This is a genomic window from Streptomyces sp. NPDC046915 (assembly GCF_040644935.1).
Lineage (GTDB): Bacteria > Actinomycetota > Actinomycetes > Streptomycetales > Streptomycetaceae > Streptomyces.
Window position 1 is genome coordinate 225,485 of the sequence record NZ_JBEYXB010000002.1, and the last position, 14,902, is coordinate 240,386.

Sequence of the window (14,902 nt, forward strand, 5' to 3'; positions counted from 1 at the left end):
GCCCTGCGAAAATGGCCCCATGGGCAAGTCCAGGAACCCCCGGCGCAGACAGGCCGACGCCGAGACGGTCGTCGAGGACGTCGACGGCGGCCTCGCCGAGCTGATACCCGACCGGGACCGTCGGCGGGCCTGGACCCTGCTGATCGACGGCGCGCCGCAGTCGCACGTCGACCTCGACGACCCGGCGTACCTCTCCTTCGAGTACCAGCGGCGGCTCGGGCACGTCATCGACCTCGTCGCACCGCCCGGCAGGCCGGTGCGCGCCGTGCACCTCGGCGGCGGCGCGTTCACCCTGGCCCGCTATGTGGCCGCCACCCGGCCCCGCTCCACCCAGCAGGTCGTCGAGCGGGACGCGAAGCTCGTCGAACTGGTCCGGCGGGAGCTGCCGTTGGACCCCGGGGCGCGGATCCGGGTGCGCTCGGCGGACGCCCGCGAGGGCCTGGCCAGGGTGCCGGACGGCTGGGCCGACCTGGTCGTCGCCGATGTCTTCAGCGGCGCCCGCACCCCCGCCCACCTCACCTCCACCGAGTTCCTCGACGAGGTCCGCAGGGCCCTCGCGCCGGACGGGGTCTTCGCCGCCAACCTCGCCGACGGTCCCCCTCTCGCCCATCTGCGCGGCCAGATCGCCACCGCCGCCGCCCGTTTCCCCGAGCTCGCGCTGGTCGCCGACCCGGCCGTGCTGCGCGGCAAACGGTTCGGCAACGCGGTCCTGGTCGCCGCCGACCGCCCGCTCCCGGTCGCCGAACTGACCCGCCGCGCCGCCTCCGACCCGCATCCCGCCCGGGTCGAGCACGGCAGGGCGCTGCTCGCCTTCACGGGAGGGGCCGGCGCGGTCACGGACGAGGCGGCGGTGGCCTCACCGGCCCCGCCGCCCTCGGTGTTCCACTGACGTTCCGCCGACGAGGACCGGCTGGGACGGGCCCTAGAAGTCCAAGCCCCGCGACAGCAAGGGCAGATGCCGTTCGTACAGCGCCGCCAGGTCCTCCCGGCCGTCGCCCTCCACCCAGTGCCGTACCAGCGTGGTGAAGACCGCGATGATCGCCGCCGCCGCGCACTTGACCTCCAGGTCGGCCGCGTCGCGGCCGGCGCGCTCGGCGATCACCTCGGCGATGGCGCGCTCGCTGCGCTCCTGTTCCGCGACGGTGCGGGCGCGGATGGCCGGGTCGGTGAAGGAGATCCGGGTGCGCAGCAGGAGCTCGTCGCGGTCCTGCTGGATCATCTCCCCGACGGGGCCCTTCAGGGCGCCCAGCACCGCGTCGACGATGGGTTCGTCGGCGGGGCGGGAGCGCAGGGCGGCGGCGAGGGCGGGGTCGTACTCGTCCTGGAGGACGACGTCCTCCTTGGTGGGGAAGTACCGGAAGAAGGTGCTGGGCGAGACCTCCGCCGCCTCCGCGATCTGGTCGACCGTGGTGGTCTCGTAACCGTTCTCGGCGAAGAGGCGGTAGGCCTCCCGGCGGATGCGCAGGCGGGTCTGCTGCTTCTTGCGCTCGCGCAGGCCGAGAGGTGCGGCGGAGGTCTCGTGCGTCGTCATGCGACCGATTCTGCGGGCTGTGCGGCGGACCGGGCCACCGTACGGGAGCAGGGGGCGGTGCCGGGCAGGAAGACGGCGGCCAGGACGGCGCCGAGCAGGGCGATCGCGCCGCAGGCCGTCAGGACCAGGCTCATACCGTGGACGAACGCCTCGTGCGCCCCCGACGCCAGGGCCGCGTCGTGCAGTTGCGCGGCCACCGCGTCGGCGCCGGAGACGGAGTCGCGGGCGGCGTCGGCCGCGGGCCTGGGCAGGGCGGCGATGTGCAGCCGGGCGAGGTAGCCGTAGCTGAGCAGGCTGCCCAGACCGGCGACGCCGAGGACCGAGCCGAGCTGCTGGACGGTCTCCAGGAGGCTGGTACCGGACCCGGTGTTGTCCTCGGGCAGTGCGGCCATCACCAGGCTGGTGGCCGGGACCACGGCGAGCCCGAAGCCGAGGCCGGTCAGGCCCAGCCACAGCGCGGTGAAGCCGTAGCCGTCCGAGGTGCCGGTGGTCGCACCGAGCAGCCCACCGGCGCCGAGCACCAGCAGGCCGGCGGGTACGACCGTGCGCGCGCCCAGCCGGGGGACGAGGGGTTCGCTCGCGGCGGCCGCCGCCATCAGGCCGCCGATCAGGGGCAGGACACGCAGGCCGGTCCCGAAGGCGTTGTTGCCGAGCACGGACTGGAGGTACTGCGGGACGACGAACAGGATGCCCATCACCGCGAAGTTGACGAAGACGGCGATCAGCGTGCCCCACAGGAAGCGGCGGTCGGTGAACAGGCGCAGGTCGACGATGGGGTGCGCGTACCGGCGCTCGCGCAGCACGAACCCGGTCAGCAGGACGGCCGCGGCGACGAGCGGGACGAGGGCCGAGGGCGCGGTCCAGCCGTCGCGGGGGATCAGGATCGTGCCGTAGACCAGCGCGGTGATGCCGAGTCCGCCGAGGACGGTGCCGAGGGTGTCGAACGGCGCGGAGGCGCGGGTGGCGGTGTCGCGGGGCAGCAGCCACACGCCCGCGAGGACGGCGAGCGCGGCGACCGGCGCGTTGAACAGGAACACCGAGCCCCACCAGAAGTGGTCGAGCAGCCAGCCGCCGACCACGGGTCCGACCGGCATGCCGAGTGCGGTGGCCGCGGTCCACACCGCGATGGCCTTGGGCAGTTCCTCCTTGGCGAAGACGCGGGGCAGGATCGCCATGGACAGCGGCATGATCGCGGCGGCCCCGAGACCGAGGACGGCGCGGGCCGCGATGACCGCCGACGGCGAGTGGGCCAGCGCGCCGCCGAGCGAGGCGAGACCGAAGAGCGTGATGCCCGACAGCAGCAGCCGCTTGTGCCCGAACCGGTCGCCGAGTAACCCGACCGGGAGCATCGCCACCGACAGGGCCAGCAGGTAACCGCCGCCGATCCACTGCAACTGGGCGCTGTCGGCGTGTAGTTCGGTCGCGACGGTCGGCAGGGCGACGTTGATGACGGTGCCGTCGAGGCCGACGAGCAGCACGCTCAGGGTGAGCGCGGCCAGGGCGAGCCAGCGGCGGGGGGATTCGGAGAGGCGGTGCGCGAAGTGGTGCGTGGACATGGGGACCTCCCATTCGGAGCAACCTGATGAGAGATTACCGTCAAATGAGAGTTCACTGTCAATATCTAGTTGTCTTTCACTTTGAGGGGTTCAGTAGACCTCCACGTGCGGCGGGCCGTCGTGCCAGGTGCAGAACACCGTCACCCGGTTCGCGCCCGAAGCGAACTCCACCCGGATCCACGACTCCGTCTTCCACACCTGCATCGACCAGCCCGTCCCCGGCGTCGCCGAGACGAGCGTCGCGTCCGCCTTCCCGATGTCGAAGACCGCCCGCCCGCCGTCGGTGTCATAGCTCTTGACCTCACCGGAGGCGGTCTGCGACGCGGACGCGGCGGGAGTGGTCGCCGCGGTCCGCGAGGGTGTCGGGGTGCCGGGCGCAGACGGCGTCTTCCGTGCCGTCCCGGACGGAGACGGGGAAGGGGACGGCGACGGAGGCCGGGGCGTCGAGGACGCCAGCGGCTTTGAACCCTGCTCGGTGGCGTCCGCCGCCGTGATCGGCAGGGCGCGCGGCGGGTCGTACGCCGTGCCCGCCAGCACCGAATGCACCCCCCACCACGACAGCGTGACCGCCGCGCCCGTGGCGAGCGACCACGCGAATACGTGTACGAGTCCGCGTACGAGTCCTCTGCGCATCGCGGGCCATACTGCCCCACGAACCCCATCCGTCGCACACGTTCGGAGCCGCCGGGAGTTGTCCACAGGCCCGCACCCGGCCGTGCCGCATGGCGTACGGTGCGGCGCATGGCAAGTGTTCTCGTGGTCGAGGACGACCAGTTCGTACGCTCGGCGCTCATCCGGCACCTCACCGACGCCTCGCACACCGTGCGCAGCGTCGGCACGGCACTGGAAGCGCTGCGCGAGGTCGCCCATTTCCGCTTCGACGTGGTCATCCTCGACCTCGGCCTGCCCGACCTGGACGGATCCGAGGCGCTGAAGATGCTGCGCGGCATCACCGACGTGCCCGTCATCATCGCCACCGCCCGGGACGACGAGACCGAGATCGTCCGGCTGCTGAACGCCGGAGCGGACGACTACCTGACCAAGCCGTTCTCCGTCGAGCACCTGTCCGCCCGGATCGCCGCCGTGCTCAGGCGCGCCCGAGCAGCCACCGTGGACGCACCGCCGTCCAGCGTCCTGCGCGTCGGCGGCCTGACCGTCGACCCGCTGCGCCGCCAGGCCGAGTTGGACGGGGCGCGCCTCGACCTCACGCGCCGCGAGTTCGACCTGCTGGCCTTCCTCGCCGGCCGGCCCGGGGTCGTCGTCCCCCGCAAGGAGCTGCTGGCCGAGGTGTGGCAGCAGTCGTACGGCGACGACCAGACCATCGACGTCCATCTCTCCTGGCTGCGGCGCAAACTGGGGGAGACGGCGGCCCGGCCGCGCTATCTGCACACCCTGCGCGGTGTCGGCGTGAAGCTGGAACCCCCGGGGGAAGCGGAGCCGATCCGATGAGATGGGCACTGGTCAGGGTCTGCCTCGCGGTCACCACGATGGTCGTGGTCGCCTTCGCGGTCCCGCTCGGACTGGTCGTCAAGGAGATGGCCCGCGACCGCGCCTTCTCCAACGCCGAGCGGGAGGCCGCCGCCATCGCGCCCGCCCTGTCCATCACCACCGACCGCGACAAACTGGAGCGCGTGCTCGCCTCGGCGGGCTCGGACACCGGCATGGCCGTGCACATACCGGCGTCCGGCGGGGACTCGGCGGACGGGTCCGGCCGGGCGGCCGTCGACATCGGGCGGCAGCGCGCGGCCGGCCGGGACATCGCGACGGTACGGAAACTGGGCCGCGCCTCCACCACCGAGGTCGCGGGCGGCTTCAGTCTGCTCCAGCCGGTCGCGCTGAGCTCCGGCGCCATCGCGGTGGTCGAGGTGTACGTCCCCGAGGCCGCGGTCAGCAACGGCGTCGGCACGGCCTGGGCGGTGCTGGCCGCCGTCGGCATCGCGCTGATCGTGGGCTCCGTCGCGGTCGCCGACCGGCTCGGCGTACGGATGGTGCGGCCCGCGCAGCGGCTGGTCGAGGGCGCGCACGAACTGGGGGAGGGCAGGCTGGGCGCACGGGTGCCGGAGGACGGGCCGACCGAACTGCGGCTGGCCGCCGTCGCGTTCAACTCCATGGCCGACCAGGTCGTACAACTCCTGGCGAACGAACGCGAACTGGCGGCGGACCTCTCCCACCGTCTGCGTACCCCGCTGACCGTGCTCCGGCTGAACACCGCCTCGCTCGGCGAAGGAGCCGCCGCCGAGCAGACCCGGGCCGCCGTCGCCCAACTGGAGCGTGAGGTCGACACCATCATCCGCACCGCCCGCGAGGCCAAGCCGCAGACCGCCGCCGCCGGGCCCGGCGCCGGATGCGACGCGGCCGAAGTCGTCCGCGAGCGGATGGGGTTCTGGTCCGCGCTCGCCGAGGACGAGGGCCGCAAGTGGCGGCTGGCCGGGGTCGAGCGGCCGGTGCGGATACCCGTGGCCCGCGCCGACCTGGCCGCCGCGCTCGACGCGCTGCTCGGCAACGTCTTCCGGCACACCGCCGAGGGCACGGCCTTCGCGGTCGACGTGCACAACGGCGAGGACGCGGTGATCGTCCTGGTCTCCGACGCGGGCCCCGGCATATCCGACCCCGAGGCGGCCATGGCCCGCGGCCGGGGCTCGGGCACCGACGGCTCGACCGGCCTCGGCCTGGACATCGTGAGCCGGCTCGCCGAGGCGACCGGCGGGGACGTACGGATCGGCTCGTCGGTGCTGGGCGGCACGGAGGTGCGGATCTGGTTCCAGCTCGACGGGCGGGAACCGGTGCGCAAAGGTCACCGGGGCGCCGTGCGCCGCCGCCGGCCCCGCAGATTGGTCTCTACCTTTAACCGCCCCCGATCCCTCCCTTAAGCGCACCCTAAGATCCCCAACCACCGTCCGTATCAAGCCGTTTGTCTGATTCCGTATCGCTAGCGTGCTGCCGCACCTCACCCCCGTGAACAGCGAAGGCAGGCACGCCCATGACCACGCACCGGCGCAGGATCAGTGGCAGGAACAAGGCGATAGGCGCTCTCGTCGCCGCGGCCGTGGCCGGTGGCGGCGCGCTGCTGTTCACCGGCATCGCACAGGCGGCCGGGATCGGCGCCGCGTACACCAAGACCAGCGACTGGACGACGGGTTACACCGGCCAGTACGTCGTCACGAACAACACAGGACAGCCCGAGAAGACCTGGACCCTCGAGTTCGACCTCCCCGCGGGCGCGAAACTCAGCTCCCTCTGGAACGCCGAATCGAGCGTCAGCGGCCGGCACGTCACCGTGAAGCCCGCCAAGTGGGACACCGACGGCCTCGCTCCCGGCAAGTCGGTCACCGTCGGCTTCGTCGTCAACGGCACCGGCGACCCCACCGGCTGTCACATCGACGGCGCGAGCTGTTCGGCCGACGGCACCGCCACCCCCGAGCCGAGCGGCCGCCCGACCCAGTCACCGACCCCGACCGTCACACCGAAGCCCACGCCGACCCCGACGCCGACCAGGAGCGCCACCCCCACCGCCTCCCCGACCCCCACCTCGACCACCGGCAGCGGAACCACCACCTCCGCCGGCTTCGCCCCCTACGTCGACACCTCCCTCTACCCCGCCTTCGACCTGCTGGCCAGCTCCGAGGCGACCGGCGTGAAGAACTACAACCTGGCCTTCGTCACCGACGGCGGCGGCTGCACACCCAAGTGGGGCGGCGTCACCGACCTGGCGAGCGACGGCGTGGCCGCCCAGATCGGCTCCCTGCGCGCCAAGGGCGGCGACGTCCGGGTCTCCTTCGGCGGAGCGTCCGGCTCCGAACTGGCCACGACCTGCTCCTCCGCCGACGCGTTGGCAGCCGCCTACGGCAAGGCCGTGGACCAGTTCAAACTCACCAAGGTCGACTTCGACGTCGAGGGCGGCGCACTCCCCAACACCGCCGCCAACACCCGCCGCGCCCAGGCCATCGCCGAACTCCAGGCCCAGCACCCCGGCCTGGACGTCTCCTTCACCCTCCCGGTGATGCCCGAAGGCCTGACCCAGGACGGCGTCAACCTCCTGTCCGACGCCAAGTCCAACGGCGTGAAGATCAGCACCGTCAACATCATGGCGATGGACTACGGCCCCGCGTACAGCGGCGACATGGGCACCTACGCCGAACAGGCGGCCACGGCCACGCAGGCCCAGGTCAAGAGCGTCCTCGCCCTCGCCGACTCCGCCGCCTGGAAGACGGTCGCGGTCACCCCGATGATCGGCGTCAACGACGTGTCCTCCGAGATCTTCAAGGTCGACGACGCCACCCAGCTGGTGAACTTCGCCAAGTCCAAGGGCCTGGGCGGGCTGTCGATGTGGTCGGCGGCACGCGACAAGCAGTGCGCGGGCGGCACCAAGCCCACCGCCGACGCCACGTGCAGCTCGATCACCCAGGACGCGTTCGCCTTCTCGAAGGCGTTCGGAACGTTCAACTGACCACAAACACCCGGCCATGACCGAAGCGCGGCACCCCCCTCCGAGTGCCGCGCCCCGTCCCGTCCGGTGTCGTCAGACCCCCGTCGCCACCGGCGGCAACGTCCCCGTGCGGGCCGCCTTGGCGTACCAGTGGGCGCTCGACTTCGGGGTGCGGGCCAGGGTGGCGTAGTCGACGTACACGGCGCCGAAGCGCTTGCTGTAGCCGTACGCCCACTCGAAGTTGTCCATCAGGGACCACAGGTAGTAGCCGCGCACGTCCGCGCCGTCCGCGATGGCCCGGCGGACCGCCGAAAGGTGGCCGTGGAGGTAGGCGATGCGTTCGGGGTCGTGGACCCGGCCGTCGGAGTCCACCTTGTCGTCGTACGCCGCCCCGTTCTCCGTCACGTACAGCGGCAGGCCGGGGGCCTCCCGCGTGTAGCGCGTGATCAGCTCGTGCAGACCGGTCGGGTCGATCGTCCAGCCCATCTCCGTACGGTCACCGGGCGTCTGGTGGAAGGCCACGTCGTCCGCGCCGGGCCAGGGGGAGTGGTCGCTCGTCCCGTGCCCGTCCGCCCGTGGGCCGCGCGGTTCCGACTCGGCCGACGAAACCAGCGCCGGCGTGTAGTAGTTCAGCCCCAGCGCGTCCAGCGGCTGGTTGATGGTGCTGAGGTCGCCGTCCTGGACGTGGGACCAGTCGGTGACCGACGCGGTCGCCTCGAACAGGGACTCCGGGTACGCGCCGTGCAGGATCGGGCCGTGGAAGACACCGTTGGCCAGGTCGTCGATGCGGCGGCCGGCCGCCAGGTCAGCCGGGTCCTGGGAGAGCGTGCGGACGACCTGGGAGTTGAGGCTCACGGCGACCGTGTTCCGGGCCGGCATCACCGCGCGGAGGGCGGAGGCGCCCAGGCCGTGGGCCAGGTTGAGGTGGTGCGCGGCCTTCAGCGACGCCGCCGGGTCCGTACGGCCGGGCGCGTGCACCCCGGAGCAGTAGCCGAGGAAGGCGCTGCACCACGGCTCGTTGAGCGTGATCCACTGCTCCACCCGGTCGCCGAGCGCCTCGCCGACGATCTGCGCGTACTCGGCGAAGCGGTACGCGGTGTCCCGCTCCGGCCAGCCGCCCGCGTCCTCCAGCTCCTGCGGCAGGTCCCAGTGGTAGAGGGTGACCGCCGGCTTGATGCCGTGCGCGAGCAGCTCGTCCACCAGACGGCGGTAGAAGTCCAGGCCCACCTGCACGGCCGGCCCCCGGCCCGTCGGCTGCACCCGCGACCAGGAGACGGAGAACCGGTACGCGTTCAGGCCAAGCTCCGCCATCAGCGCGACGTCGTCCCGGTAGCGGTGGTAGTGGTCGACAGCGATGTCACCGTTCTCACCGCCCAGCGTCCTGCCCGGCGTATGGCTGAAGGTGTCCCAGATCGAAGGGGTGCGGCCGCCCTCCCGCACCGCTCCCTCGATCTGGTACGCGGCGGTCGCGGCACCCCAGAGGAAGCCGGGAGGAAAGGTCACGGACGTCTCGGGCATGGAAGCGCTCCCATGAGTCGGGGGTCCCGGAGGTCTCATTATGCATGGGAGCGCTCCCACGACAAAGGGCCGGAGCGTGCGCACGACGGCTGTTCACTCCAACTCATCGTTCACCTCTCGGTGTTCGGCGGGAGGAGGGCTTCATTCCGGTCCGGAAAACCCGAGCGTCGCCCCGACGGGCGTGCCGAGTGTCTGGTTTCGGCGGGCGCTACGGGTCTGAGCTGCGGGAAGGTGAGGACGGAAGCGGTCGGTGGCCGACCGGTGACCGGTGGCGGTGCGACACATTCCCGTGACGTACGGAGCACGCTTGCGCAACAACGCCGTTTTCAAGTCTTGACACGTAGCCCGGCAGGAACGAGTCTTCCGGCAAGCCGCGTGGGAGCGGTCCCACGGATGGCCGGGGGATGTCTCCCGTGTGGACCGCACCACCCACGGCCCTTCCCTCTGTCTCGCACCGCACGCCGTTGACCAGCATCTTTTTCACCGCACGCCGAGTGCTGCGGGCTGGCCGCCGCCCGAACCGAGAGGGCAGGTCGGGGCTGCCGAATCCCGGCGGTCCGATTCCTGAGACCCCGTTCCCACTGGAACAAGGAGTAGTGGAATGCGCATCACCCGTACCGGCGGCGGTCGCGGCCGCAGAGCAGCGGCCCTGACCACCTCGGTCCTGACGGCCTCGGCCCTGCTGCTGACCGGCTGTAGCGACGACAGCGACTCGGACGCCTCGGACTCCAACGGGAACATCACTCTCACGGTGGCCGACTTCGGGCAGTTCGGTTACAAGGAAGCCGGACTGTTCGCCCAGTACCACAAGCTCCACCCGAAGATCACGGTGAAGGAAGACACCACCACCAACGAGCAGGACTACTACCCGAAGCTCCTTCAGCAGCTGAACACGGGCAGCGGCCTGGCGGACGTCACCGGCATCGAAGTCGGCCGCATCAAGGAGGTCGTCGACACCCAGGCGGCGAAGTTCACCGACCTGAGCAAGTCGATCAACGTGAGCGACTGGGTCTCCTGGAAGGAGAAGCAGGCCACCGCCAAGGACGGCACGGTCATCGGCGCCGGCACCGACATCGGCCCGATGTCGCTGTGCTACCGCACGGACCTCTTCAAGGCGGCGGGTCTGCCGACCGACCGCGAAGCCGTCGCCAACGCGGTCAAGGGCGGCTGGGAGGACTACCTCAAGCTCGGTGAGAAGTACCAGAAGAAGGCGCCCTCCGGCACCTACTTCATGGACTCCGCGAGCGCCATGTACAACGCGGTCGTCAGCTCCTCCGCGAAGCAGTACTACGACGCCGACGGCAAGGCGATCTACAAGGACAGCCCCTCCGTCCAGCAGGGCTGGAACCTGGCCGCCGAGGCCGCGTCGAAGAAACTGACCCACGGCCTGGCCGAGTTCACCGACCCCTGGACGGCGGCCCTGCGCAAGGGCTCCGTCGCCACCGTGGCGTGCCCCGCCTGGATGGCCGGTCAGATCTCCGTCAACTCCGGCGACGCCTACAAGGGCAAGTGGGACATCACCCGTGCGCCCGGCAGCACCGCGGCCAACTGGGGTGGCTCCTTCCTGGCCGTGCCCAAGGGCGGCAAGCACGTCAAGGAAGCCACCGACCTGATCAAGTGGCTGACCGCGCCCGAGCAGCAGGCCGCCGTGTTCAAGGCGATCGGTAGCTTCCCGTCCAACAAGGGCGCCTACGAGCTCGCCGACGTGAAGAACGCGAAGCTCCCCTACTTCAACAACGCCCCGATCGGTCAGATCTACGCCGACGAGGCCGCGGCCATCCCCGAGGCCGTGCTCGGTGCGAAGGACGCCACGATCAAGGACACGATCTCCACGCAGATCAACAACATGGAGCAGCGGGGCACCAAGCCCGCCGACGCGTGGAAGGCGGCGACCGAGGCGATCGACAAGGTGATCGGCTGACACCCGCGGGTGCGGGCGGCCCCACCGGCCGCCCGCACCGCGCTGCGGCGGGCGGGGGCTCCTGAGCGCGGGCGTGGGGGCCGTCCGCACAGGGCGGCCGGTCGTCGATACGCCAGGCAGCGCCGCGGCGTCCGGGAGACACTCACCGGTCGCCGCAGCGACGTGCCCCCCGCAGCCGGTGACCGAACCCGACGGCGTGCCCCGGTGCGCCCGGCCCGCCTCGACCCACCCCCGCCCCGAACCCGGCTGAGATTCCCAGGGAAGGACTCCCCCCGTGGCAACGACAATCCCTACACGGGGCGCCCCCACCCCGCCACCCGGCGGCTCCGGCGCCGCCTCGGACGGACGCGGCCGGTGGCGAACCCGGCTGTGGCGCTTCGACGACATCGCGTCCCCGTACGCGTACATCGCTCCCTTCTTCCTCGTCTTCGGCGCCTTCGGGCTCTACCCGATGCTCTACACCGGCTGGATCGCCCTGCACCGGGTGGAGATGACGAATCTCAGCCAGTCGGAATGGGTGGGCTTCGACAACTTCGCCAAGATCCTCCAGGACTCGGAGTTCTGGACGGCCGTCACGAACACCTTCCTGATCGGCGTCATCTCGACCGTCCCGCAGCTGCTCGTGGCTCTGGGCCTGGCCCATCTGCTCAACTACAAGCTGCGCGCCAGCACGTTCTGGCGGACGGTGATCCTCACCCCGTACGCCACCTCCGTGGCGACCGCCGCCCTGGTCTTCGCCCTGGTCTTCAGGGCCGACGGAGGCCTGCTCAACTGGGTGCTGCACTTCTTCGGCGCCGGCAACACCGACTGGGGCAACGGGGAGTGGACCTCCAAGATCGCCATCTCGATCATCATCATCTGGCGCTGGACCGGCTACAACGCACTGATCTACCTGGCGGCCATGCAGGCCGTGCCGACCGACCTGTACGAAGCGGCCTCGATCGACGGTGCCACGCGCTGGCAGCAGTTCCGCAAGGTGACCATTCCCTCGCTGCGGCCGACGATCCTGTTCACCATCGTCATCTCCACCATCGGCTCCATGCAGCTGTTCGGTGAGCCGTTGCTGCTCCAGGGCGGCACGCTCGGCTCCATCGGCGGCAACGAGCACCAGTACGAGACCCTCAGCATCTACCTCTTCAACTACGGGTGGAAGCTGGGACATCTGGGCCCGGCCGCCGCCGTGGCCTGGGCCATGCTCGTCCTGCTGCTGCTCATCGCCCTGATCAACTGGATCGTCGGCCGGTTCGTGCGCAAGAGCGCGGCCTGACGGGAGCGACATCGATGACCACGACCAGTCCCACCAAGACCGCGCCGGACCTCGCGTCGGCGCCGCCGACCGCGTCCACGACACCACGCGGCAGCCGTTTCAAGATCGGAGCCGGCCAGCAGCTCAGGGGCGGCCCGTTCACCTACGTCGCCCTCGTCGTCATCGGCCTGGGGTCGATCTTCCCGCTGTACTGGACCCTGGTGGCCGCCTCGCACGACCAGCAGCGGGTCCTCGACAGCCCACCGCCGCTCATACCGGGCGGCCGGCTGTTCAGCAACCTCCAGTCGGCCTGGGAACAGGCCCACCTGGGGAAGGCCATCGTCAACAGCGTCATCGTGGCCGGCTGCATCACCGTGGCGACGCTGTTCTTCTGCACCCTCGCCGGTTACGCCTTCGCCAAGATGCGCTTCCGCGGCCGCGGTGCCCTGATGACCGCCGTCATCGCCACCCTGACGATTCCGCCGCAGCTCAGCGTCGTCCCGCTGTTCATGATGATGGCGGACATCGGGTGGGGCGGAAAGCTGGAGTCGGTGATCTTCCCGACCCTGGTCGGTGCCTTCGGTGTCTTCTTCATGCGCCAGTACCTGCTGGAGGCCCTGCCCTACGAGCTCATCGAGGCCGCCAAAGTCGACGGGGCGAGCAACATCCGCATCGTGTGGAACGTGGTCCTGCCCGCGGCCCGGCCCGCGATGATGGTGCTCGGCATGCTCACCTTCGTACAGGCGTGGAACGACTTCTTCTGGCCCTTCCTCGCCCTGAACCAGGAGAACCCCACCCTCCAGGTGGCGCTCGGCCAGCTCAGCGCCTCCTACACCCCCGACCAGAGCATCGTCATGGCCGGAGCGCTGATCAGCACCCTGCCGCTGCTACTGGTCTTCGTGATCTTCGGTAAGCAGATCGTCGGAGGCATCATGGCGGGCGCCGTCAAGGGCTGACACCGGAACACCGCCACAGGGCCGTGCGTCCGTCCAGTGCCCCCGGCCGCCGTCCGGTACGGCCCGCCTCGCCCGCGAGCCGTACCCGGCCGGGCGCCCGCACCCGCGGCCCCCGCGTCCTCCGCCCACCGTTCTCCGCCGTCCAGTCGGTCCCCCTGTCCGACCCCTTCCCCACGCCACTTCGGGAGCGCTCACACCATGACCGCCGTACGAACCGAGACCACCGCCCAGTCGGCCTCAGACGCATCCTTCCCGCCGGGCTTCGTCTGGGGGGCCGCCACCGCGGCGTACCAGGTGGAGGGTGCCGCCAGCGAGGACGGCCGCACCCCGTCCATCTGGGACACCTACAGCCACACCCCCGGCAAGGTCCGCAACGGCGACACCGGTGACATCGCTGCCGACCACTACCACCGGTACCGCGACGACGTGAAGCTGATGAAGGACCTCGGCCTCAAGGCCTACCGGTTCTCCGTCTCCTGGTCCCGGGTGCAGCCCACCGGCCGGGGGCCCGCCGTCGAGCGGGGCCTGGACTTCTACCGGCGGCTCACCGACGAACTCCTCCAGGCGGGCATCACCCCCGTCGCCACCCTCTACCACTGGGACCTGCCCCAGGAACTGGAGGACGCCGGCGGCTGGCCGCACCGCGACACCGCGCACCGCTTCGCCGACTACGCCGAGATCATGGCCCGGTCCCTCGGGGACCGCGTCGGGGTGTGGACCACCCTCAACGAGCCCTGGTGCTCGGCCTTCCTGGGCTACGGCTCCGGCGTGCACGCTCCGGGGCGCACCGACCCGGCCGCCACCCTGCGTGCCGCGCACCACCTGAACCTGGCCCACGGACAGGCGATCGGGGTGCTGCGGGCGAACCTGCCGTCGACCGCGCAGACCTCCATCACCCTCAACCTGCACCAGGTGCGCCCGCTCACCGACAGCGCCGGGGACGCCGAGGCCGCACGCCGGATCGACGCGGTCGGCAACCGCATCTTCACCGGCCCCGTCCTGGACGGCGCCTACCCCGAGGACCTGCTCGCCGACACCGCGCACATCGTCGACTGGGCAGAGCTCGTGCACGACGGCGACCTGGCCGAGATCTCCCGCCCCATCGACATGCTGGGCGTCAACTACTACTCGCCGACCGTGGTCTCCGCGCCCGCCGACGGCGTCGGCACCACCAGGAACGACGGCCACGGCGCGAGCGACCACTCCCCGTGGACCGGCTCCGACCAGGTCGCCTTCCACCTCGCCAACGACGACGTCACGGCGATGAACTGGGCCATCGACGCCGACGGGCTGCACACCCTGCTGACCGGCCTGGCCGCCTCGCACCCTCAGCTGCCGCTGATGGTCACCGAGAACGGTGCGGCCTTCGACGACTACATCTCGCCCGAGGGCCGGGTGAACGACCCGCAGCGGATCGCCTACCTGCACTCCCACCTGGACGCCGTCCGGCGGGCCGTCGCCGACGGAGCGGACGTCCGCGGCTACTTCCTGTGGTCCCTGCTGGACAACTTCGAATGGGGTTACGGCTACTCGAAGCGCTTTGGAGCCGTCTACGTCGACTACTCCACCCAGCGCCGCATCCCCAAGGCGAGCGCCCACTGGTACACCGAGGTGATCCGCGGGAACGCGCTGCCGGCCGTCCGCGAGCGGGGCTGAGGCAACGCCGCGGACCGAGGGGACGCCGCCGTCGCACCGGCCGCGGCCCCTCGGCGGCTCTCTCCCTCGTCGACCGGGGAAAGCCCCGGTCG

General features: G+C 71.1%; 12 protein-coding genes. 8 read left to right on the forward strand and 4 right to left on the reverse strand.

Features of this window, described 5'->3' with window-relative positions:
- Positions 1–19: 19 nt before the first annotated feature.
- Positions 20–889, forward strand: coding sequence for a fused MFS/spermidine synthase (locus ABZ915_RS05805; RefSeq protein WP_361796410.1), 870 nt, complete (start codon positions 20–22; stop codon positions 887–889).
- 33 nt (positions 890–922) lie between these two features.
- On the opposite strand, the gene ABZ915_RS05810 is transcribed toward ABZ915_RS05805, so the two are convergent.
- The 3 genes from ABZ915_RS05810 to ABZ915_RS05820 form a co-directional block, all read right to left on the reverse strand.
- Positions 923–1,531, reverse strand: a complete 609-nt coding sequence (locus ABZ915_RS05810) for a TetR family transcriptional regulator (protein WP_361796413.1) — start codon at positions 1,529–1,531, stop codon at positions 923–925.
- Positions 1,528–3,087, reverse strand: coding sequence for an MFS transporter (locus tag ABZ915_RS05815; protein WP_361796416.1), 1,560 nt, complete (start codon positions 3,085–3,087; stop codon positions 1,528–1,530). The genes ABZ915_RS05810 and ABZ915_RS05815 overlap by 4 nt, the downstream gene beginning before the upstream one ends.
- A gap of 90 nt (positions 3,088–3,177) precedes the next feature.
- A complete protein-coding gene (locus ABZ915_RS05820; protein WP_361796419.1) occupies positions 3,178–3,720 on the reverse strand; it encodes a hypothetical protein in 543 nt (180 codons plus the stop codon).
- Between the two features lie 108 nt (positions 3,721–3,828).
- On the opposite strand from ABZ915_RS05820, the gene ABZ915_RS05825 reads away from it, so the two are divergent.
- The 3 genes from ABZ915_RS05825 to ABZ915_RS05835 all read left to right on the forward strand — a co-directional run bounded on the left by ABZ915_RS05825 (position 3,829) and on the right by ABZ915_RS05835 (position 7,534).
- A complete protein-coding gene (locus tag ABZ915_RS05825) occupies positions 3,829–4,536 on the forward strand; it encodes a response regulator transcription factor (protein WP_361796422.1) in 708 nt (235 codons plus the stop codon).
- Positions 4,533–5,957, forward strand: a complete 1,425-nt coding sequence (locus ABZ915_RS05830; RefSeq protein ID WP_361796425.1) for a HAMP domain-containing sensor histidine kinase — start codon at positions 4,533–4,535, stop codon at positions 5,955–5,957. Before ABZ915_RS05825 ends, ABZ915_RS05830 begins: the two co-directional genes overlap by 4 nt.
- 110 nt (positions 5,958–6,067) lie before the next feature.
- On the forward strand, positions 6,068–7,534 hold the full coding sequence (locus tag ABZ915_RS05835; RefSeq protein ID WP_361796428.1) for a cellulose binding domain-containing protein: 1,467 nt from the start codon (positions 6,068–6,070) through the stop codon (positions 7,532–7,534).
- A 72-nt stretch (positions 7,535–7,606) separates the two neighbouring features.
- Here the strand turns inward: ABZ915_RS05835 and ABZ915_RS05840 are convergent, their stop codons facing one another.
- Complete coding sequence (locus ABZ915_RS05840) at positions 7,607–9,031, reverse strand: GH1 family beta-glucosidase (RefSeq protein ID WP_361796431.1); 1,425 nt, start codon at positions 9,029–9,031, stop codon at positions 7,607–7,609.
- A 601-nt stretch (positions 9,032–9,632) separates the two neighbouring features.
- Between ABZ915_RS05840 and ABZ915_RS05845 the strand changes: the two genes are divergently transcribed.
- The 4 genes from ABZ915_RS05845 to ABZ915_RS05860 all read left to right on the forward strand — a co-directional run bounded on the left by ABZ915_RS05845 (position 9,633) and on the right by ABZ915_RS05860 (position 14,810).
- Positions 9,633–10,952, forward strand: a complete 1,320-nt coding sequence (locus ABZ915_RS05845; protein WP_361796434.1) for an extracellular solute-binding protein — start codon at positions 9,633–9,635, stop codon at positions 10,950–10,952.
- Between the two features lie 274 nt (positions 10,953–11,226).
- The gene (locus ABZ915_RS05850; protein ID WP_361796437.1) at positions 11,227–12,219 is read left to right on the forward strand and encodes a sugar ABC transporter permease; all 993 of its coding nucleotides are present in this window, start codon (positions 11,227–11,229) and stop codon (positions 12,217–12,219) included.
- 14 nt (positions 12,220–12,233) lie between these two features.
- Positions 12,234–13,154 carry a carbohydrate ABC transporter permease gene (locus ABZ915_RS05855; RefSeq protein ID WP_361796440.1) on the forward strand — a complete coding sequence of 307 codons (921 nt, stop codon included), beginning with the start codon at positions 12,234–12,236 and terminating at the stop codon, positions 13,152–13,154.
- A gap of 198 nt (positions 13,155–13,352) precedes the next feature.
- Positions 13,353–14,810, forward strand: coding sequence for a GH1 family beta-glucosidase (locus ABZ915_RS05860; RefSeq protein WP_361796443.1), 1,458 nt, complete (start codon positions 13,353–13,355; stop codon positions 14,808–14,810).
- The last annotated feature ends 92 nt before the right edge of the window (positions 14,811–14,902 follow it).